We start from the raw sequence: 22078 nt of genomic DNA on the forward strand, positions 1-22078 counted from the left end.
CTTAGACTAAGGGAAATTAGTTTTTATCAAGAGCTTGTATGTACAAGTAAAGTATTTTTGTGGAAGCTGCATTGTGAATCCAGGTTCTAACAATTCCATCTGTAGCATGAAAGAAAGTAGGTAGAAGTATGGTAACTGAGCAAAGAGAGTATCATTTTCCAGAAGGTTTTTTGTGGGGCTCCTCCACTTCAGGTCCTCAAAGTGAAGGAAGCGTAGCTGGTGATGGAAAGGGATGGAATAACTGGGATTACTGGTACAGTCAGGAACCTGAGCTCTTTCACCAGCAAATAGGACCAGAACAAACATCGACTTTCTATGAACATTTCCAGTCAGATTTGGATTTGTTAGTGGCAACGGGTCACAGCATCTTTCGGACCTCTATTCAGTGGTCGCGCCTCATTCCAGAGGGTATGGGGGAGGTCAATCCGCAAGCTGTGGCCTTTTATCGGGCTGTTTTTACAGGCATTCGAGAGCGTGGGATAAAGTTGTTGGTCAATCTTTATCATTTTGATTTGCCCTATGTCTTGCAGGAAAAGGGTGGCTGGGAGAGTAAGGAGATTGTTTGGGCCTATGAGGCCTATGCTCGCCAGTGTTTCAGTCTATTTGGGGACCTGGTGGATCATTGGATTACCTTTAATGAACCTATTGTTCCAGTTGAATGTGGCTATCTAGGAAGTTATCATTATCCTTGCAAGGTGGATGCAAAGGCAGCTGTGATCGTAGCGTATCATACTCAACTGGCTAGTTCTTTGGCTGTTCGGGCCTGTCACCAACTACACCCAGACCACAAAATTTCCATTGTTCTTAATCTTACTCCTGCCTATCCAAGAAGTCAGAGTCCAGAAGATTTACAGGCAGCGCGGATTGCTGAGCTATTTCAAACGAGAAGTTTTTTGGATCCATCTGTTTTGGGACAATACCCGAGGGAACTGGTTGACATTCTTGAAAAACACGGTTTACGTCCAGAAACCACAGAGGAGGAATTGACCATTATCAAAGAAAATAGGGTTGACTTCCTGGGGGTAAATTATTACCAGCCTCTGCGCGTACAAGCTCCTTCAGAAGATGGATGGAACGGAGAACCTACTTTCCTATCCCAATATTTCCAGCCTTATGATAAGCCTGACAAGAAAATCAATCCCCATAGAGGCTGGGAAATTTACGAAGAAGGGCTGTACGATATTGCTAAAAATATCCAGGAAAACTATGGAAATATCGAATGGTTGGTAACTGAGAACGGCATGGGAGTCGAAGGGGAGGGTGTTTTTGAAGAAAATGGCATGATTCAGGATGACTATCGGATTCACTTCATGGAAGACCATTTGATTCAGCTTCATCGAGGTATTGATGAAGGGGCGAACTGTAAGGGCTATATGGTCTGGACCTTTATTGACTGCTGGTCTTGGTTAAATACCTATAAGAACCGATACGGTTTGGTCTCGCTTGACCTTCAAACTCAGAAGCGTACTGTCAAAAAATCTGGATATTGGTTCAAGCAAGTGAGTGCTAAAAATGGTTTTATTAGATAGAATGTATATTTCGTTTCTGCATAACATTGCATTGAGATAAGATGCTTTTGAGGTTTGTGATTATTCACTAATGCTTGGTAAGAAAATTCCCCTAGATTTGACAGGGATAGGGTTCTGTGGTAATATTTTAATGATACAAACTATGAGAAATGTAAGTACCGAGGATATTATGGGAATCGAAAAAACAGTCAGTGAGTTAGCTGAAATTTTAGGAGTGAGCCGGCAGGCTATGAATAATCGTGTCAAATCACTTCCTGAAGAATTTGTAGATAAAAATGACAAGGGTGTGACCGTTGTAAATCGTGCTGGCTTGATTAAGTTGGAGGAAATCTACAAAACAACCATTTTTGAAGATGAGCCGATTAGTGATGAAGTCAAGCATCGTGAATTGATGGAAATTTTAGTTGACGAGAAAAATGCTGAAATCATCCGCTTATATAGTCAATTAAAAGCCAAAGATAAGCAACTTGCCGAAAAAGATGAACAACTCAAGGTTAAAGATGTGCAGATTGCTGAGAAGGATAAACAGTTGGATCAGCAACAGCAATTGACACTAAAAGCTATGGCCGATAAGGAAGTTCTCAAGTTGGAATTGGACGAAGTTAAAGCACAGGCAGAAGAAGTGCAAGCTAAAGGCTTCTTTGCACGTTTGTTTGGGAAATAAAAAGGTCCGGGGGACCTTTTTATCATGAGCTTGAAAACAAGAGAGCGAATAAAGGTCTGGGGGAGTGAAACAGTCTGGGGATAGACTGTTTCAGCCCGAGCCTGGAAATAGGAAAGCAAATCAAAAGTAAGAAATCAAGCTCTTAGGAACTTGGTTTTTTCTATACTCCATCCATTACTTTCTCAATCTTTCATCCTTGATGAAGGCTTGCAATTCTTGCTAGAATATGGGACACTAGAATCATGAAAAAGATACAACGTGAATTTCAAAAAATATATTACAACCTAGACAAGATTCTCTTGCTCTTCTTTACCCTGTTTACCTTTATGGAATTTGTTTGGATACCGCTCAATTCATGGATTTCTGAGGGACTCTTAGCTATGACAGGGCATGCCTACCTTTCACCGACGAATTTGTTGTCGGTGTTTGCTGAAAATCTGCTCGTGACAGGCTTGTTTATTCTCCTCTTTTTTGTCAACATTGCCATTGCCTATCTAGAATTAGCTCTATTGTTCACAGGGGTTTGGCAACTGTTGGATGAAAAAGTCAAGCACCTCCCCGACTATTTACGGGATGTACGAGATAGTATGGTGGCGATTATCCGTCACAGTAGCCTACCAAAGGTTCTATTTCTGCTCTTTTACTCAGTTATTCTTCTCCCATTTTTACGCCGAGTATTAAATATCTATTATTTTAATAAAATCGTAGTGCCCCAATTTATCGTAGATTACCTATCCAATACAGTCTGGCTAGGAATATTGATTTTGGTCTTCCTCCTCTTGTTCTTCTGGCTTGCGGCACGCTTCATGTACGCTCTGCCAAACATTTATTTTGAACACAGGGGTGTGAAGGAGTCTATCGCTTATTCTTGGGAGAAGACCAGAGGCAGAAAGCAAATCGGTTCATTGTTCCGTCTAATTTGGTTAATCACTTTTCCAGTTCTCCTATTTACAGGAGTAGGAGGACTATTCTACCTTGTGCAACTGTTAGCAGAGCATTTTGTACCAAGTACTTCTTACTGGCTGGCAGTTGTCTGTTACGCACTTCTAAAATTAGCCTACTACGGAGTAGTCGCACTCTTCATGATGGGATTTGTCAGCCTCCTAACAGGAAAACAACTCCCAATCTACCGCCGTAAACGTCTCCGTCATCACCTTCGACTAGCCATTTTGCTCGTATCTGGTCTGGTGTTCGGTACCCAAGGAGCGCTTGCCCTCTACTTTCCCTTTGACACTCTGCCGGTTACCATTTCTCACCGAGGTGTCGATGACGGCAATGCTGTCCAGAACTCTATTGAAGCCCTAGAGAAAACTTCTCAGCTCAAACCAGACTACATTGAGATGGATGTTCAGGAGACAAAGGATGGTCAGTTTATTGTCATGCATGATACGGATTTATTGGCTTTGACGGGCAATCCCGGAGGTACACATGACTATACTCTTGCAGAGTTGACAGGGATGACTGCATCAGAAAACGGCATGACAGCTCCAGTTCCTTCTTTTGATGAATATCTTGAAAAAGCGGATGAGCTGGGACAGAAATTATTGGTAGAAATTAAAGTGACCAAGGCTGACTCACCAAACCTCACCCGTAATTTCTTACAAAAATATGGTCAACGTTTGATTGCCAAAGGGCACCAAATGCAATCATTAGATTACCATACCATTATTGAAATAAAGCAGTATAGCGAGAAATTAGTATCCTTCTTTATTCTTCCGTTCAACTCCATCTATCCGACGACGGTTGCTGACGGCTACACAATGGAGTATACCTCGCTGGATCAAAATTTTATGACCAAGTCTTGGATTCGCGGTAAGTCAGTGTATGCTTGGACACCAAATGATGAGGAGAGTATGACTAAGATGTTGCTGCTACAAGTGGACGGCATCATCACTGACAACATGACCGACCTCCAAAGTCTGATGGAGGAAATGAAAGAGAATCGACGCTATCCAGACCTCTTTTTCCAGCAATTCCAGTCTTTGATTTATAATTTTGAATAAAAAAATCGCGAGAGGAGAGTATCCAATCGCGTTTTCTTTTTAAAAAGGTAATTTACCTGCAAAGGCACCTAGTTTTTTCTGAGTCGCCTCGTCGACTTTTGTAAGTGCAGCGTTGACGGCTTGGATTGTCATTTCTTGCAAGGTTTCAAGGTCGTCTGCATCCACAACATCAACCTTGAAGTCGATAGAAACCAATTTCTTATCTCCAGTAAAAGTAGCAGTAACCAAGTCCTGTACAGAGCTACCAGTAAATTGAGCAGCAGCCAACTCAGCCTGGCTCTTCTCCATTTGTTTTTGAAGTTTTTGAGCTTGGCGCATCATGTTTTGCATATTCATCATAATATTTTTAAGATTCCTTTCCTATCAAGGGTTTAGACCCTGTTTGTAAATTTTCCTTGCCTTATGTTAAACTTTTTTAAAGGCAGAAGCAATTTCTTTTTGTTGGGTTAGAAATAAATGCGAGTATACATTTATTGTAGTGTTGATTGAGGAATGACCCAATCGTTTCATCAAAGTAAAGAAAATATAGTCTTTACATTCTCCATTACGTAAACCTTGGGAAACTGGGAACGCAGCATGAGAATGTCTGAAATCATCCATCACTAATATCTACCTTCCATTTCTTATTATTTTGTCTAATTACTGCCATTTGAAACTCCTTGATCAAGAGCAGTATCTTCTCGTACGTTAGTAATTATATCATGTTTTGGAGATAACTCAAAGCCTAGAATGTCTTCAATAGTCTTGATTGGGACTCGCCCAATCCGTTTATTCTTGTACCAAGAAAAATCGTCTGAGACAGATTTACTATTGGTCAATAACCACTTTTCTATTTTTTATACACTCGATTTTCTTCTTTCAAGAACTGGATAACGTTATCCTTTAACTCCTCAAAATCACCTTGAAACGTAGCAATCTCGATTGTCTTTTCCAGTCCATCGCTTAATGAGAGATTTGACTGAAAACCATTCATTGCTAGAAACATGTGTAAAGCAAGTACAGCAGTCCTTTTGTTGGCATTATAGAATGGGTGTTTCTTGATTAGATTTATCCAGATAATTGCAGCCTTGCTATAGATATCCGGATAAAGTACTTTTCCAAAAATTTCTTGCTTTGGTTGTTCGATAATCATTTGAAGGCTATTTAGGTCAGCGATTCCTACTGGTTCTTTAGGAGAATACTTTCCGATAACCATAACATTGATTTTGACAATGTCTTCAGCGGATAGGTATTTCATTTATCTACTAACTCTTTCAATAATTCATCGTATTGATTCATAGCTTTTTCAAGTTCTCTATCAAAATCAAATTTTGGCTCAGCTTTACGAATGATAACATTACTTCCAGAAGTGACGAATTCGATTTCTTCACCAATTTCTGCGCCAAGAGCCTCTTTAATAGCGTTTGGGATAGTGATAACAGTGCTGTTGCCTGTTTTTCGTAGCAGAACATTCATTGTATTTACCTCCTATATTTGTAAATACATTATACAATATGTATACAAAAATTAAAAGTAAATAATTTAACAGGGTCTATTTTATTTCAGACTTTTTCGCAATTTTTGGTACAATGCACTAAAATAGTAAATAACTTAGTAAAAGACGTAGTAAAAACTTGGTATTTCAATATAGGGCGTTACCAACCACTATCGGGTTGTTGATCAAACTATATTTTTTATATTGTAATTAGCTACTTGTTTTACTTTCGTTATTCGTAAAAGAAGAAAATTTCAGAAACGATCAATGACTGAAAACATCAATCTTCTAACTTTGCAGAATAGACTACAAAGTACAGAAGGTGGTAGCTATCAGGAAAATTGGTCGTTTTTTGCGTCCAATAGTGATTGTGAATTTTTTTGAAAGGCTCTACCTTCTCAAAATAAGTTATAGTCAGCAATATCGGATATAAATTTGACATATTAATCTATTTTAAATTGACTTTGAGGGACAAATTCGCTATAATATAAGAAAAACTGGTTATAACCAGAAATCACGGAGGAAGAGCTATGTTCCGTTTAGCAAAAGAAGAACTTGAAAAGTTGGGAGCTATGATTACGGCGACCGAAATTTACCAACAGCCAGGCTTATGGAAGGAAGCGTATCAACTCTATCTTGACCAATTGGAAAAAATCGAGAGTTTTCTAAAATCAATCAAGGAAAAACATGACTTTGTTCACGTTGTTTTTACAGGTGCAGGGACTTCTGACTTTGTTGGTCAAAGCATTGCCAACTATCTCAACCAAGTCAATGACTTGAAACACATTCGTTTTTCTGCCATTGGTACAGTGGAGCTGGTTGGTCGTCCATATGATTATTTGCAGGCAGATGTGCCAACAGTTTTGGTATCCTTTGCTCGTTCAGGTAATTCACCTGAGAGCGTGGCAGCAGTTGAAGTCGCTAAGCAGTTGGTAGATAAATTGTATCAAGTGACCATTACCTGTGCACCAGAAGGTAAGCTGGCACTAGCGGCTGAAGGAGATGCTGAAAATCTCCTACTCTTGCAACCAGCTGGTTCAAACGATAAGGGCTTTGCCATGACGGGTTCTTACAGCTGTATGGCTCTGACAGCCCTCCTCGTCTTCTCACCAGCCAGTCAAGAAAAAAAAGCTGCTTGGGTTGAGACCATTGCCCGTCTGGGTCAAGATGTCTTGGACCGTGAAGACTACGTGCAAGATTTGATCAACCTTGATTTTGAGCGAGTGATTTACCTCGGTTCAGGTGGTTTCCATGGTCTTGCCCACGAAGCTCAGTTGAAAATTCTGGAATTGACTGCAGGCAAGATTGCGACCATGTATGAGTCACCACTCGGTTTCCGTCATGGACCAAAATCCTTCATCAACGAAAAGACCTTGATTTTCCTCTTTGCCTCAAACGATGGCTACACACGCCAGTACGATGTGGACTTGCTCAATGAAGTCCATGGTGATGGCATAGCAGAGCGGATAGTGGCATTGTCGGCTGATAAGTTAGTCGGTACAGAAGCAGCCAACTTTGTCTTGGCAGAGGGCGGAGCAGATCTGCCAGATGTCTTCTTAACCTTCCCTTACATTCTCTTTGCCCAAACGGTATCCATCATGGCAGCGGTAAAATGCAAGAATTTGCCGGATACACCATCGCCAACAGGCACCGTCAACCGTGTGGTGCAGGGTGTGATTATACATCCTCTAGAAAAATAGTTACATCTATTCAATGATGAAGAAATAGAGCTATTCGGTAGAGTTTTAACACATAAAAAACACATCCAGTCACTCGAATATCATGGTATAATAATTCTATATAATAAAATATAATTAGGGATAATAGAAATGGAAACTGCAAATAAAAAATTCAGATATAGTATTCGTAAATTTAAAGTCGGCGTAGGCTCGGTGCTAATTGCTACTTGCTTACTTGGTGTGGGAGTCTCGACACCAACCGCTTTTGCGACGACAGTAGCTTCGGAACCCACTCAAGTTGAAGTCGCTCAGCCAACGAGTGAAACAGAGCCAACAGTCCAGATTACTGGAACAGTAAGTACAGAGAATATAAATTCTGAATCAAAAGTTGCGCCAGAAGCTAAGGAAGAAGTTCCAGCAATATCAGAAACTCCAGTTGCTGAAAAGGCAGATCCAGAAGTGAAGTCTGCTGAACAAAATGTAGCCTCTGAACCTGAAAAATCAGAAGAACCAACTCCTGCCCCAGCAGCCCTCACAAGCGAAGCTAAGGAAGGAGTATCAGAGAATACCGAAGTTAAAAGCTCACCTCTTCAAGAGGTTCAAAATCTTCTAAAAGACGTGAAAAGAGAGTTAGAAGAATTGGAAGTGTTTACCGAGTATGATGCTTCTGTTTATTGGTATCAAAAATCATTATGGGAACAGTTCTCAGAGATTGGGAAAAGGGAAATGGATCGTGTTCTAACTCTTAAAGAAGATAGTGCTGAAATAAAAAAAGTACATGAGAGTTTATTTGAATTTGGAAATCAAATCAAGATGGAGCGATTTACACGTCAAGTTGCACCATATCTTGAGAAATATTCTGATGATGAGTTTATTAAGAATGAGTACCGTACAAATTTGGAACAATCAGATAACGGCAGTTATGCTAGTCAAGGAGGGAACACTTTTAAGGCATATGTTGATAAAGTAGAGCAATCCGTTGAAAGAATTGTGAAAAGAGGTGAAGAATTAGAACGTAAGAACCTCCAAAAGAAAGTTCCTGATACAGCACCTAAAGTAGCCGAAAAACCAAAACTAGATTTTAAAGTTCAAAAACGAACAACGTATAATTTTTTAGATTTCGAAACGAAAGAGCAAGACGATCCAAACTTGCCACTTGGTGAGAAAGTGGAACGACAAAAAGGTGAGAGAGGCGAAGCATCTGAGACTTACCAAGATGTGATTGTTGGGGATAAAATTGTTGCAAGTACCCTCATTTCCCAAAATCGTAAAGCCCCAGTTGATCATCTGATTGCTAAAGGTACTTTAGTAGAGAAACATCCCGATACAGCACCGACAGCTCCTGAAAAACCAAAATTGGACTTTACTGTTAAAGAACGAGTAGAGCGAGAAATTTTGGATTATATGGTGGAAGAACAAGATGATGCTAGTTTGCCACTCGGTCAGACAAAGGTGCTTCGTGAAGGTCAAACAGGAGAATTGGTTAAGAAATACCAAGATGTGATTGTTGAAGGCAAAGTCATTGAAAGTAAACTTCTTTCAGAAGACCGTAAAGCCCCAGTCAACCGTCTGATTGCAAAAAACATTTTAGTAGAGAAACATCCCGATACTGCACCGACAGCGCCTGAAAAACCAAAATTAGACTTTACTGTTAAAGAACGAGTAGAGCGAGAAATTTTGGATTATATGGTGGAAGAACAAGACGATGCTAGTTTGCCACTTGGTCAGACAAAGGTTCTTCGCGAAGGTCAAAAAGGCGAATTGGTTAAGAAATATCAAGATGTGATTGTTGAAGGGAATGTCATAGCAAGTAATCTCCTTTCAGAAGACCGTAAAGCCCCAGTCAACCGTCTGATTGCAAAAGGCACTTTGGTAGAAAAAACACCAGACATCACGCCGAAAGCCGAGGACGAAGTTCCGGCACCAATGCCAGATGTTCCAGCACCAAAAGTCGAGGAAGAGTTTCCAACTCCAGCCCCAGTACCGGAAACTCCAATGGACAAACCACAAATGGAAGCACCGAAAACTGATAAAGTAGAGTCTGACAAACAGATGCCAGAGGCTAAGCAACCAGAAATGGAGCAACCGAAAGCAGAAGACATGCCGAAGGAGGAAATGCCAAAGGCTGAGCAACCAAAAGCGGAAGACTCTGCACCTAAGACAGCAGTTCCAGAAGTCGCGCCAAAAACAGCGGAAAAACCAAAGCTAGACTTCACAACAAAAGAACGAAAGGTAGAAGAAGCTCTCCCTATCAAAGAAGAAATCAGATATGATGCAAGCCTAGCGCTTGGCAAATCATATCTTCTTCAAGAAGGAAAAGCTGGTAAAAAAGTATCTGTTTATCAAGATGTCATAGTTGGTGGTAAAGTTGTCGCAACCAACCTATTATCAGAGACTGTTGTTGAAGGTCAAAATCGTATCCTTGTAAAAGGTAGCTTGGAAATGAAGAAAGAAGAAGTAAAAACAACTCCTTCAGTACAATCGAATCCGACACTGAGTCACAAAGGTGCACCTTCTGCAAACAAAGCAACCCTACCTGCAACAGGTGAACAACGCAATAACCTAGCCTTAGTAGGCCTTGGTTTAGCTGGAATTAGCTTGGCAGTAGTCGCTACAGCTATAAACAAAAAATCTAAAGATCAAATCTAAACCATTATAAAATATTGATAAAGAGGCCGGGCGGAAACGCCCAGCCTCTTTTTAGAACTGAAAATCAAATATTAGTGCGGTAAAATTAACTGTGATTGACTTAAATCAAGGTGGATTTGCCATTGAGAATTATCTCGAACAGTACACTCAAAGTCGGTGGTGTAGAGAATCAGCTCCAGCACATCGCCTTTTTTCAATTGGTAAATAGTCGGTTGCAGTTTCCAGCTCAGGTCCATCCACTGGTCAGGTACCACTTCCTCGACAGTCATCAGGTCGGTGCGGTTTTGTAAGTTCATAAAGCCCTTGGTCACCAAGCGTTGTGGCATCTCCACATAAGGCAATTCCAGCAGATTTTCTTGGGCATGGTAGCGACCGTTATCCAGACTCAGCCGCGTTTTTGGTGTCGGGATTGGGGCTAGGCGTTTTTTATTTCCCTTGTCCAATAGCTGAGCAGATAAGAGGCCTTTAGCCACACTGGATGCGACACGGAGTTTCAGAGTGACCTGTCCGTTAATCAGGATATCCTCCGTTATAGGTAGTTCTATGCTGATTTGATTGGCCTTGCCTGCATAGAGGTCTTGGTGAAAGGCTGGGTAGGACTTGCCGTAGCGGTCAAAATCTTCTTGGGCATAGTGATTGGAAATGGTCTGACTTCCAGTACCTAGTGGCAAGACAGCCTCATTTTCACCGCCAAAGGTTTCCAAGGTCGTCCAAGTTTGCTCACCGCTGTTGTCCTGCCAGATGACCGTTGGCAGTTGGTAGTTATTCTTGTAGCCCAGCAGTTTTTGACTGAGCAGGGCGTTCATGGACTCGCGGAAGTCGATGGACTGCCAGTTGTTCATATACACGTGGGCACCGTTGTGGAAGAAGAGGTGCTTTTTGATGTGACTTGGCAGGGCATGGAACATATTCCAGACGTGGATTGGCTTGACATTCCAGTCCTGTGAGCCATGGGTAAATACGACCTCGCACTTGACCTTGTCAGCCTGGAGCAGGTAGTTGCGGTCCTGCCAGTATTGGTTGTAGTCACCGCTGGTGCGGTCTAGGGCAGCTCGTTCGGCAGCCAGGCCTTTTTCGTAGGCTTCTTTGCTGCGGAGGAAATCCCCTGCTTGCAGACTTTTCGAGTAGGTCAGGGCAGTCAAGCTGTCCAGATCCTCGCCTGGATAGCCGCCAGGGCTGGTCACCAGCCCGTTTTCACGGTAGTAGTCATACCAAGAGGAAATCCCTGCTTCTGCGATGACGACTTCCAATCCGTCCACGCCAGTTGTTGCCAAGGCATTGGACATGGTACCGAGATAAGACAGTCCTGTCGTCGCTACCTTACCATTGGCCCAATCGGCCTTGACCTCAATCGAGCGAGTGTGGTCTGTGTATGCCTTGGTGCGACCGTTCAGCCAGTCAATCACCGCTTTATAGCCCTCAACCTGCTGGTAGTCGCCAGATGTCATGTAGCCCGTCGAGCCCAGAGTGCCGACCCCGGACACGTGGAGGCTGGCAAAGCCGCGAGCGAGGAAGTAGTCATTGAGGGAGTAAGAAGTGATGTGCCCCAGTCTTTCAGTGGCAGGGCTGACAGGCAGGTCTCGCTGGTCCAAGTCTAACTTGGTGATGCTGGCCTGCTTGACTTGAATGGTACCGACTTGTTTTTCAGCCAGTTCCCCTTCCATCTTATGCAGGGCCTTATCGCTGGCTACATCGTTCACTCCTTGATGATAAGGACTGTTGGTAATCACCGCAGGGATTTTCCCGTCAAAGTGAGGACGGAGAATGGAAACCTTGACAATGTCAGTCTGCCCAGTCCCCGCCGTATCAACAGGTGTTTCGACATAGACCACCTCACGAATAAGTTTTTTTGTTGAAAAGGTTGCCAGAGATTTGCCGTTGAAGAAGTGGTAGCGATTGTCCTCTGGGATTAGGTCGTCGCTGACCAGCTGGTCAATCAAGGTGTTTCCAGACTTGGTACGAGTAGCGAGTAGCTGGTAGAGGTTTTCGATGATGTCCCCATAGACAATCGGGAAGTCGGTTTTCTCCACGAAGTCCATGACATCTGTATAATCTACACCAGGCACGAAGCCTAACAACTGAAATGCCACTTGATAGAAAATCAGGTCTGTCAACTCACGGTCAGACTGGAAGAAGGTCAGCAAATCTGTGTCCCAATCCGCAATCATGTTGGACAGGGCAAAGTCGGTGTTTGCTGTCAGGAAATGGCACTTTCTGACAAAGGTTTCTAAATTTGTCTTACTACTTGCATCAGGAATCAGTTGAAATCCCAGAGAATCAAGTTCTTGCAAGCAGATAGAGGTCTCTTTTTTTATGAAAGAAAATTGATTAAAACGCATAAATTCTCCTCTTTTTTAGGATAATAGTCTATAATAGCTATTATATCGGATAAGTCAATGTTTGTCTAAAAATTATCAGTATATATAGAGATATTAATGTATAAAACGACGATACAATTAGTTGTAAAATGACGAAATTTTTTATACAATATTGTAGAATGACTGAGGAGTGAAATGTATCGTGTTGAGAAAAAATGAAGCTATAGTCCCTGTTTTACGTATTAATAATAGGGCTATTAACCAAGGATTTTTAGAAAAAAATCTAGGAATGAAAACCAAGCTAGAAGATGGTCCTTTTGCTGATTTTGGAGATAGAATAAGCCCAGAAACGAAGCTCGTTTTGACAGAATCTCCTGGTAATCGCACCCGTGCTGTCGAAGGGCTTAAAAAATTGAATAAAATTGTGATAAAAGTAGACAATGCCTCTGAAATTAAAGCTTTACTGGCGCAGGGGTCACAATATAGTAAGCTCTACCAAGGAAAAAATGGCTATGGTTTTGAAGCTGTGTCGCCAGAAGGAGACACCTTCCTTTTACACGCAGAAGCATCTGTTGATGACCTAAAAGAAATCCTTCCACCTGTTCCATTTAAGGTGCAGGGTGACTTTTCTGGTCTGACTGCTTTTACAGTAGAGTCTGTCTGGATTAACAGCCCACAGGCAAGCATCAGCCAAGATTATTATGAGGCTATCCTACCTCAACAAGCCTTTTTGCGTTTTGTTGGAGCAGAAGGTGAAGATTTATTAACTCCTGCGGAACAAGTTTGGGATTTAGAAGGATTGCGTTTTCCTGTCGAGCAGGACTTTGATTGGGGGCATTTGGAAAGCCGGTTGGAAAAACCATTCTTTAAAGATAAAAAAGCAAGCTTTATCCAAACGGTAGACCCAAGTGGTATTGAATTGTGGTTCGAAAAATGAGACAAGTAATTTTAGACAAGGTTTCAGAGCAGATTGAGCAAGGAGTATATCCTGGTGCCAGTCTGGCTTTTTTTTCTGATGGTCAGTGGCAGGAATATTATTTAGGGACCCAGGATGGTCAGGCGCCGGTTGAGGCAGGTTTGACCTATGATTTGGCATCTGTTTCCAAGGTGGTTGGTGTGGGGACTCTTGCGACTTTTCTGGTCAATAGCGGAGCTTTGGAGCTAGATAGAACCTTGCAGTCTTATTATCCAGCTTTTGCGGATAGTAAGGTCACCATTCGGCAATTATTGACCCATACTAGTGGTATCGATCCTTTTATTCCAAATAGGGATAGTCTGGATGCCGACCAGCTCAAGGAAGCGATTTTGAAGATTACCGTAACGGATAAGAAAGATTTCCTCTACACAGACATTAATTTTCTCTTGCTGGGCTTTTTGTTGGAGGAAATAGGTGGAGACAGTCTGGACCAGCTTATCAGACGAGACGTTCTAGAGCCCTTTGGTATGTCCCAAACCTCCTTTGGACCAGTCAGTCAGGCGGTGCCGACGGTTTGTGGCGTCAAAGCAGGTGTGGTGCATGATCCCAAGGCGCGTGTCTTAGGCCTCCACGCGGGAAGTGCAGGTCTCTTTTCGACCGTCAAAGATTTGGAAATCTTTTTGGAACACTATCTGACGGCTGACTTTGCGGCGAATTTGACGCAGGATTACGGTTTTGATGATAAGCGCAAGCGGTCGCTGGCCTGGGATAAGAAGGGGGACTGGTTGTCGCACACAGGCTATACGGGGACCTTTATCATGTATAACCGTCCCTTGCAGAAAGCTGCGATTTTTCTCTCGAATCGTACTTTTGACAAGGATGAGCGAGCCCAGTGGAAGTTGGATAGAAACCAGGTTATGGCCTTGATTCGGCAAGTTCTGGAGGAAGAAGAGGCTATTGACTAATATTCTTCGAAAATCAAAATTATCCGTTGTCAAGAGCCTTGATGAGTGAAAAGCTCCAGTGGAGGTTTTCAGCCTGTTACCTTGAAATAAGAAAGTAACAGAGTTCTATCTTCGACTTCGTTTCTTAGGCTACTTTTGATTTTCATTGAGTATAACTATCCTCCCGTAGCGCTCAGAAGATTTTTCGACATAGTACAGTCTTTTAGTTTACTTTTAGTACTAGGCAACGAGCCGCAGGCATAACTGGAGTTAGGCAAGGTGAGTTAACGACGTAATAAAAGATAAACTAAATGACGATAAAAAGGACCTGCATGTGCAAGTCCTTTCGTGTTTGTTTGATTAAGCTTGTCCTGAAACTTCTGCAGCGTGGTCGTCCATTGAAAGAACTTCGTGGAAGACACGTTGAGTCAATTCAGTTTTTTGCTCTTTAGTGAGGTATTTAGTGTTTACGCAGTATCCAGAGATACGAACGATAACATCTTCACCTGCCATAATCTTGTCATAAACGTCGTTCAAGTCCATAACGTTCAAGTTCACGTGTTGACCACCTTGTTCAAAGTAACCATCAAGGATTGTTACCAAGTTGTTTACTTGCTCATCGAATGTTTTACCAAGCGCTTTTGGAGAAACTTGAGTTGTCAATGAGATACCGTCGTTGGCATGTTTGAAGTTGAGTTTAGAAAGAGTATTCAAGTTTTGCAACCAACCACCACGAGCTTTAGAAGTTGGGTTAGCACCTGGTGGGAAGAATTCTACCTTAGTAGTGTTCACAGAACCATCTTCATTGAGGAATACACCACGGTGAACTGGAGAGTTACCAGTCTGTTTAGAGTAAGCAACGTTTGAAGTGATTGTCAAGATAGATACAGTAGCTTCAGCATTCTTGTACAATTTATGTTTGTTCAAACGAGTGAAGAATGCTTCCATGAGCCATTTCGCAATATCATCTACACGGTCATCGTCTTCACCATAGCGTGGGAAGTCACCAGTTACTTCGTAGTCGTAGATAAATCCATCTTCATCACGGATTGGTTTAACTTGTGCATATTTGATTGCTGACAATGAGTCAACAGTGTTTGCGAAACCACAGATACCGAAGCCCATGTTAGCACGAAGGTGAGTTGGCAAGAATGCCATTTGAACTGCTTCGTAGTTGTATTTATCTGTCATGTAGTGGATGATGTTCATGGCATCAACATATGTATCAGTCAACCAGTCAAGGGCGATTTCAAAGTTCTTAACCACTTGGTCGTAGTCAAAGACTTCAGATGTATTTGGTTCAACACCGTCGAATACTTTGTAATCTTTGTGAACATCATCGTAACCGTTGTTCCAGCTTGAAAGAAGTGCTTTAAGAACGTTTACGCGAGCACCGAAGTATTGGATGTTGTGGCGCTGGTCTTCGCTTTCTGGATCAAGTGGAGATACACAGCAAGAGATACATGACATTTCACCATAACCATCTTTTGCCATTGTTGTTACACCTTCGTATTGGATAGAAGAGTGTTTGTGGCTCATTGCCATACAGTAGCGACGGAATGAATATGGAAGTTGGTCTGACCAAAGAACTGTCAAGTTTGGCTCTGGAGAGTTACCGATGTTGTCAAGTGTGTTCAAGAAACGGTAGTCCATCTTAGTAACACGGTGACGACCGTCGTTACCCATACCTGCCATAGATGTTGTCAAGAATGTTGGGTCACCAGAGTAGATTTCGTCGAAGGCTTTTGTACGAGCGAATTTCACTGTACGAAGTTTCAATACGAAGTCATCAACAAATTCTTGGATTTCAGCCTCAGTAAATGTACCACGAGCCAAGTCACGTTCTGCATAGATGTCAAGAACGATTGGCACACGACCAAGAGAAGTTGCTGCACCGTTGATAACACGACAAACAGCCATGAAAGCAATGTTTGTCCATTGGATAGCTTCTTTCGTGTTCATCGCAGGTTTGCGAACATCAACACCATAGTGATCACCTAAGCGTACAACTTGTTGCAATGCTTGGTACTGCATGTTGATTTCTTCGCGAAGACGGATTGATTCTTCGTCGATTTCAGTAATCGCATTCCAGTCAGCTACTTTTTCTTCCATCAAGTAGTCTGCACCGTAAAGTGCCAAACGAGCGTACATACCGATGATACGACCACGTGAGTATGCATCTGGAAGACCAGAAACGTGGTGTGAGTGGCGAGCACGGCGGATGTCAGCTGTGTAGGCACGGAAGATACCGTCGTTTACAGTTGTAGCATGTTTTGTATAGATTTCATGAAGGAGTGGGTCTGGAGTATAGCCGTTTTCGATAAGAGTTGTTTCAGCCATACGAATACCACCACGTGGCATGAAATTGAGTTTGAAGAGCTCATCGTTTTGGATACCGAAGATGAGTTCGTTCTCTTTATCGATGAAACCTGCTGGAATATCAGCGATAGAAGTAGCACGATCTACGTCCATTGGGAAGCGAGTGTCTTCGTAGCCAGCTTTTGTTTCTTCGATGATTTTTTTGATATGAAGTGAACGCTCAGTTGGGCCTGCGAGGAAGCTTTCATCTCCATCGTATGGAGTGTAGTTGGCTTGAACGAAGCGTGTTACACTTGCCTTATCTTGCCAATCTGTACCTTTAAAGCCTTCCCAGGCTTGGGCGAAAATGTCTTCAGCAACATTTTTTGTTTTAACTTTTGTTGACATGAGGGTTCTCCTTTTATGCTTTTGGGTATCGACTTGGTATCAATACCAACATGTTATTATTATACCATTTGAAAACACTTTCTTCAAGACAAAAATACTTGAAAATAAATGAAAAACCTTTCAAGGAATATGAAAAAACTTGAAAGATGGAGTTGGTATTTTCAAAATAAATTTCTGCTTACATTTGTAATAAGGTGATAAGCTGTCGTTTATTGTATTGGTAAGATGGCTGGTTCAACGAATCTAAAGGCTGAAACTTCCTAAGAAATGCGGTATAATATAGCGAGTTAAACTTGAAAACAGGAAGAGGCAGTCATGTTAATTTTTCCCTTAATCAATGATTTATCTAGAAAAATTATTCATGTAGATATGGATGCTTTTTTTGCTGCCATTGAGGTCAGGGATAATCCTGCTTTGAAGGGCAAACCTGTTATCATTGGGGCTGACCCAAGACTATCTGGCGGTAGAGGAGTGGTGTCTACCTGCAATTATGAGGCGCGTGCCTTTGGTATTCACTCAGCGATGTCCTCAAAAGAGGCCTATGAACGTTGTCCTCAGGCGATTTTCATTTCTGGCAATTATGAAAAATACCAGGAAGTTGGGCGACAGGTTCGAGAAATTTTTCATCGCTATACTGATTTGGTGGAGCCCATGTCTATCGATGAGGCTTACTTGGATGTAACAGAAAATAAGTTGGGTATCAGCTCTGCGGTTAAGATTGCCAAGCTTATCCAATACGATATTTGGAATGAATTGCATCTGACAGCTTCCGCAGGTGTTTCCTATAATAAATTTTTGGCAAAAATTGCCTCTGATATGGAAAAACCGTACGGTTTGACCTTGATTCTACCTGAAGATGCTGTTGGTATTCTCGCCTCCCTGCCTGTTGAAAAATTTCACGGTGTGGGGAAGAAGACGGTGGAACGCCTGCATGAGATGGGGGTCTACACGGGGCAAGATTTACTAGATGTACCAGAAATGGTTTTGATAGATAGATTTGGGCGTTTTGGCTTCGATCTTTATCGGAAAGCGAGGGGCATTTCTAATTCGCCCGTTAAAGTGGACCGTGTTCGTAAGTCAATTGGAAAGGAAAGAACCTATCGCAAACTTCTTTATCGGGAGGAGGATGTCCTGAAAGAGCTAATCAGTCTCTGCCAACGGGTCGCAGCTAGTTTGAAGCGGAATGGAAAAAAGGGGCGAACAATTGTTTTAAAGGTACGTTATGGTGATTTTTCTACCTTGACGAAACGTCATAGTCTAGAGGTGTATACGGACCAGACGGAAACGATTGAGAAAGAGATTCGTCAACTAATTGAAGAAATTGGAAAGATTGAAAAAGGGATTCGTTTGCTGGGTGTGACCGTGACTAATTTTCAAACTTGAGTTCTGTTTCGGTCTATGATAGACTGAAAAAAAGGAGAAGAGATGCAAATTTCAAGTAGATTTACCATTGCCAGCCATATCTTGGTTCTCTTGGCTCTGGAAGGAGAAAAGGAAAAACAGACCAGTACTAGCATTGCAGGCAGTGTCGGGATTAATCCTGTCATTATCCGAAATATTTTGTCCCAACTCAAGGAGGCTGGTCTGGTAGAAGTAGCACGTGGTGTTGGAGGTGCTCGCTTGGCACAGGCTCCAGACCAGATTACACTTTTGCACGTCTATCAGGCTGTGGAGTTGTTTGGAGAAAAGGGACAACTCTTCGGCTTTCATGAGCAACCCAATCCAAACTGTCAAGTAGGTCGCAATATTCATCCCCTGCTAGATAGTCGTTTGGAAAATGCTCAGTCGGCTTTGGAAAGAGAGTTGGGACAAACGACCATTGCTGATTTATTGGCAGAATTGTAGCCATATGTTCGAGAAAAATCATCCTTGTGATGATTTTTTAAATTTTTTTAGTTGTAACTATTTGCATTACAACGCAAATGATTTATACTCGTGTTGTAAATATAATTATTACAACAAAAACAAGTGAGGTATCAATATGAAAATAGCTATTATTGCGGCGAATGGTCAAGCAGGTCAAACCATCGCAAAGGAAGCAGTAGAACGTGGTCATCAGGTGACGGCTATTGTCCGTTCTGAAAACAAGAGCGTAGCCCAAGAAGTGATCCAAAAGGATGCTTTTGCTCTTACCAAGGAAGACTTGGCAGGCTTTGATGTAGTAGTCAATGCTTTTGGTGCTTGGACACCAGAAACCTTGCCGGGTCACGCTCGTCTTGCGGAGCATCTAGCGACCATCCTTGCTGGTAGTCCAACTCGTCTTTTAGTAGTTGGTGGTGCAGGCAGTCTTTATTTAGACGAGAGCCAGACAGCTATGCTGAAAGATACACCAGATTTCCCTGCGGAATACCTACCAATCGCTGAGGCTATGGGTGCTGGTCTAGACCTCTATCGTCAGGCGACAGCTATCAACTGGACCTATATGAGCCCTGCAGCCGATTTTGATGCAGAAGGCTCAAAGACAGGTGTCTACACTATTGCTGGCGAGGTTTTCCAAGTCAATACCCAAGGTGAAAGCTATATTAGTTATGCCGACTATGCTGTGGCTTTGGTTGACATTGCTGAAAAAGGTGGTTACCAGCAGGAACGAATTTCCGTATTTGCATAAAAAAATCAGGAGACTATGTACCAGTTTACACCAACCACAATATGTAGTGTTTCGATAATATCAAAAAAGACGACTTCCAAACTAGGAAATCGTCTTTTCTTCTATCTTGACTATCAATAATATCTTCTCAGTTTATCCTGATTTTCTTTAAAAAATTCTTCTAGCCAGTCCATCCCATAGGCATGACTGAAGCCTTCTAGGAGAACGGAGAAATCAATGCTATCAAACCCCATTTTCTTCAAACCATCAAAGGTATTAAACGGAGAACGGAAGTGTTTGTATTTGATAATTGCTCCAATATCTTTCAAATCCTGCTCTCTTGTGCTAACCATCTTCATACCCAATACGTATTCAATTGGAGCAACTAAAACAGTTAAGTTTTCGAATGAATATAGGGTCTCACACAAATGTAATGGTGGCTGTCTGTTCATGTTTGCCACATTATTATTGAGCCATAGTTCTTCGTCAGTATTCAAATTAAAGCGTTGCCCTACACGAGCAATAATTTCGTTGATTTTCTGACTTTCTTCATAAAAAGCATCTACATCTTGTGTAGCTCGCAAACCATGATACTCTAAAACATAACCACCAACACAAATAATGGTTAAATGAAGATTGGCTTGAGCCAACTCTTGGTTCAAGGCTTCAAAAACAGGTTTCATTTTATCCATGTCTGTATTTCTCCATCATTTTTTGTACATTGGCTAATTTGGCTGGTTTATTTAATGAAACCACATATTCATGTGTTGGTGTATGCTCTTGAATAGCATATTTCAAACTGACCTTTTGAAAATCTGTTAGTTCTTTAGAACCTAGTAACTTTTCGACATCTTCTTCTGTCAAATAAGAATAGTCTTCAAAAATAACTTTTCGCAGGTAGCGAAACCAGTGACTAGCATTAAACCGTGATTGCTCTGATGCCCTTATCATGTAGTCATACCAATCCATCTTGCACCTTCCTTATCTTCTTTTTCTCAGCCCCTCATCTTCTTTAGGATAATAATTTAGAGCCTGTTGCAATTTTAAATCAAAACTGGAAAGTTCTATCTTTTCTTCCTCAAATGGAATCTCAGGTAGTTTAAACTGAAACTTTTTGTAAAAGAAAGTATCAAATTCATCTTTATTGTCTGAAATATCTACTAAAGTATCTAACTCAGAAAGTCGAGCCTGTATACTAATTTTTGTTACCTCTCCAAGTTTTTGATAAATCGCATAATAGGATAGGTCTTGGAAAAATTTTCGGTGTGATTCAACTACTTCCTGAGTGTAAGGGCAGTCATAGTAACTAAGATATTTGGTGTAAAAATTATCAGAGAGAGAAATTTGATAATCTACTAGCTTATTATCAATTGTTTTAGAAACTGTTCGCTCCATTTCTGCATGTAGTTTATCCATGGACTAACTCCTTGTATGTAGTACGAACTTCTGAAGATGACTATAGAAGATTGAAACGGTCGTTGTCAGCCATGCTTCGGGTATTATAACGGAAGTCAAACTCATCTACATAATCTTGTAGATATTTCTTAGACCAAGAATGGTAGATTCCCAGTACACCACGTTTGAGACCTGCCCCAAAACCTTCAATCGTATGTGTATAAACATCATCAATTACATATTCACGAGCACCATGATTTACAAAAGCATGGTCGTACATTTTCGCAACTTTATTATAACCTAACCATTCATCAGTGTAAAGCTGGGCAGCGTCTTTCACAAATTTTACGATTTGTTCTGTTAAAGTTTTTGTGCCTGTATCGGTTACTTTATAAGTATTCAATTTTCCTTCTCGTGCAACCATACTAACAACTTGGATTTTATCTTTTAGGGAGAGACCTTAGGCGTTTTTAACTTTTTTCGAGTTATGGCGATTCTTATTTTTACCACCGATATAGGTTTCATCTACTTCTACAGTCCCATCCAATTCATTACTGTTTTCTGAACCAAAACATCTACGAATACGCTCTAACATAAACCAAGCTGTTTTTTGAGTAACATGGATGTCTTTTGAAAGTTGAACAGAAGAAATGCCTTTTTTGTGGGATGTCACCATCCAAATGGCAATAAACCATTTTTGAAGAGAAACTTTAGTATTATCAAACATTGTACCCGTTTTAACGCTAAAATATTTGCCAGTATTTTTACATCTGTATTTACCATTTTTACACTTATAAACCTTAGAGGTCTCATCAAAAGGGCTGACTACATAGCCGTTCCAGCGAATTTTTTCTAAATGTTGCTCACAGTAATAATCATTTGGAAAAGCATTCATCAAATCATACAATGACTCAAATTCACCTAACACTTCTGTACTCCTTCTATATTATAAAACCATTATATCACAAACGATACAAAAAACAATAAAACGGTGTAAAAAAAGATATAACTCTTTTCAAAAATTGCCTTTTATGGTATAATAGTATTGTTATATAAGGAAGGAGATAAACATGACAACAATCCAATCCAATCCAATCCAATCCAATCCAATCCAGCTGATTATGTAGCCGTTCAGCTTTTTTGTCAAGCATCAAAACAGACTTTTTCACATTTTTGTGGAGAAGTTTTTTCTGTTGTACCAAAAAGCGAGGTGG

18 protein-coding genes and 3 pseudogenes are annotated in these 22078 nt (G+C 41.3%); 10 read left to right on the forward strand and 11 right to left on the reverse strand.

The features are described from left to right. Window positions 1-128 precede the first annotated feature (128 nt). The 3 genes from ODU50_RS04805 to ODU50_RS04815 all read left to right on the forward strand — a co-directional run bounded on the left by ODU50_RS04805 (window position 129) and on the right by ODU50_RS04815 (window position 4196). Window positions 129-1529, forward strand: coding sequence for a glycoside hydrolase family 1 protein (locus tag ODU50_RS04805; RefSeq protein WP_398581340.1), 1401 nt, complete (start codon window positions 129-131; stop codon window positions 1527-1529). 169 nt (window positions 1530-1698) lie between these two features. Then, entirely contained in the window at window positions 1699-2193 is a 495-nt protein-coding gene (locus tag ODU50_RS04810; RefSeq protein WP_012774919.1) for a DUF536 domain-containing protein, read from the forward strand. 242 nt (window positions 2194-2435) lie between these two features. After that, entirely contained in the window at window positions 2436-4196 is a 1761-nt protein-coding gene (locus ODU50_RS04815; protein WP_105153263.1) for a glycerophosphodiester phosphodiesterase, read from the forward strand. A gap of 39 nt (window positions 4197-4235) precedes the next feature. Here ODU50_RS04815 and ODU50_RS04820 read toward each other — a convergent pair whose 3' ends face one another. The 5 genes and pseudogenes from ODU50_RS04820 to ODU50_RS04840 form a co-directional block, all read right to left on the reverse strand. After that, entirely contained in the window at window positions 4236-4535 is a 300-nt protein-coding gene (locus ODU50_RS04820) for a YbaB/EbfC family nucleoid-associated protein (protein WP_105153262.1), read from the reverse strand. A gap of 66 nt (window positions 4536-4601) precedes the next feature. Next, a pseudogene (locus tag ODU50_RS04825) lies at window positions 4602-4790 on the reverse strand (site-specific integrase); the annotation flags it as partial. 41 nt (window positions 4791-4831) lie between these two features. Then, window positions 4832-4996: pseudogene (locus ODU50_RS04830) on the reverse strand (DUF3173 family protein); the annotation flags it as partial. Window positions 4997-5025: 29 nt separating this feature from the next. Further along, entirely contained in the window at window positions 5026-5433 is a 408-nt protein-coding gene (locus ODU50_RS04835; RefSeq protein WP_105121614.1) for a type II toxin-antitoxin system death-on-curing family toxin, read from the reverse strand. Then, the gene (locus tag ODU50_RS04840; protein WP_044758555.1) at window positions 5430-5651 is read right to left on the reverse strand and encodes an AbrB/MazE/SpoVT family DNA-binding domain-containing protein; all 222 of its coding nucleotides are present in this window, start codon (window positions 5649-5651) and stop codon (window positions 5430-5432) included. Before ODU50_RS04840 ends, ODU50_RS04835 begins: the two co-directional genes overlap by 4 nt. 549 nt (window positions 5652-6200) lie before the next feature. Between ODU50_RS04840 and ODU50_RS04845 the strand changes: the two genes are divergently transcribed. Further along, window positions 6201-7370: an SIS domain-containing protein gene (locus ODU50_RS04845; RefSeq protein ID WP_203181239.1), complete on the forward strand. Its 1170-nt coding sequence runs from the start codon at window positions 6201-6203 to the stop codon at window positions 7368-7370. Between the two features lie 129 nt (window positions 7371-7499). After that, complete coding sequence (locus ODU50_RS04850) at window positions 7500-9998, forward strand: G5 domain-containing protein (protein ID WP_203181240.1); 2499 nt, start codon at window positions 7500-7502, stop codon at window positions 9996-9998. A 71-nt stretch (window positions 9999-10069) separates the two neighbouring features. On the opposite strand, the gene ODU50_RS04855 is transcribed toward ODU50_RS04850, so the two are convergent. After that, window positions 10070-12337, reverse strand: a complete 2268-nt coding sequence (locus tag ODU50_RS04855) for a Xaa-Pro dipeptidyl-peptidase (protein ID WP_203181241.1) — start codon at window positions 12335-12337, stop codon at window positions 10070-10072. Between the two features lie 181 nt (window positions 12338-12518). Here ODU50_RS04855 and ODU50_RS04860 point away from each other — a divergent pair, with 181 nt between their 5' ends. Both ODU50_RS04860 and ODU50_RS04865 read left to right on the forward strand, forming a co-directional pair. After that, entirely contained in the window at window positions 12519-13253 is a 735-nt protein-coding gene (locus ODU50_RS04860) for a CppA N-terminal domain-containing protein (RefSeq protein WP_105153258.1), read from the forward strand. Continuing rightward, a complete protein-coding gene (locus tag ODU50_RS04865; RefSeq protein WP_105153257.1) occupies window positions 13250-14197 on the forward strand; it encodes a serine hydrolase domain-containing protein in 948 nt (315 codons plus the stop codon). Before ODU50_RS04860 ends, ODU50_RS04865 begins: the two co-directional genes overlap by 4 nt. 339 nt (window positions 14198-14536) lie before the next feature. On the opposite strand, the gene pflB is transcribed toward ODU50_RS04865, so the two are convergent. Next, window positions 14537-16882 carry a formate C-acetyltransferase gene (pflB, locus tag ODU50_RS04870; protein ID WP_105153256.1) on the reverse strand — a complete coding sequence of 782 codons (2346 nt, stop codon included), beginning with the start codon at window positions 16880-16882 and terminating at the stop codon, window positions 14537-14539. Window positions 16883-17197: 315 nt separating this feature from the next. Between pflB and dinB the strand changes: the two genes are divergently transcribed. The 3 genes from dinB (at window position 17198) to ODU50_RS04885 (ending at window position 19490) form a co-directional block, all read left to right on the forward strand. Beyond that, a complete protein-coding gene (gene dinB, locus ODU50_RS04875) occupies window positions 17198-18265 on the forward strand; it encodes a DNA polymerase IV (RefSeq protein WP_105153255.1) in 1068 nt (355 codons plus the stop codon). Window positions 18266-18307: 42 nt separating this feature from the next. Next, window positions 18308-18727 (forward strand): Rrf2 family transcriptional regulator, encoded by a 420-nt coding sequence (locus ODU50_RS04880; protein ID WP_105153254.1) that lies wholly within the window; start codon window positions 18308-18310, stop codon window positions 18725-18727. A 136-nt stretch (window positions 18728-18863) separates the two neighbouring features. After that, entirely contained in the window at window positions 18864-19490 is a 627-nt protein-coding gene (locus ODU50_RS04885) for an NAD(P)-dependent oxidoreductase (RefSeq protein ID WP_044758560.1), read from the forward strand. A gap of 113 nt (window positions 19491-19603) precedes the next feature. Here the strand turns inward: ODU50_RS04885 and ODU50_RS04890 are convergent, their stop codons facing one another. From ODU50_RS04890 to ODU50_RS04905, 4 genes and pseudogenes are all read right to left on the reverse strand, one after another. Continuing rightward, window positions 19604-20161, reverse strand: a complete 558-nt coding sequence (locus tag ODU50_RS04890; protein ID WP_024416851.1) for a DUF6036 family nucleotidyltransferase — start codon at window positions 20159-20161, stop codon at window positions 19604-19606. Next, window positions 20154-20438 (reverse strand): hypothetical protein, encoded by a 285-nt coding sequence (locus tag ODU50_RS04895; protein ID WP_105153253.1) that lies wholly within the window; start codon window positions 20436-20438, stop codon window positions 20154-20156. The genes ODU50_RS04890 and ODU50_RS04895 overlap by 8 nt, the downstream gene beginning before the upstream one ends. Before the next feature lie 12 nt (window positions 20439-20450). Then, the gene (locus ODU50_RS04900) at window positions 20451-20885 is read right to left on the reverse strand and encodes a hypothetical protein (RefSeq protein ID WP_105153252.1); all 435 of its coding nucleotides are present in this window, start codon (window positions 20883-20885) and stop codon (window positions 20451-20453) included. A gap of 40 nt (window positions 20886-20925) precedes the next feature. Then, window positions 20926-21759, reverse strand: a pseudogene (locus tag ODU50_RS04905) (IS1595 family transposase). Window positions 21760-22078 lie beyond the last annotated feature (319 nt).

Source organism: Streptococcus sp. 2020WUSS084 (assembly GCF_044427445.1).
Lineage (GTDB): Bacteria > Bacillota > Bacilli > Lactobacillales > Streptococcaceae > Streptococcus > Streptococcus suis.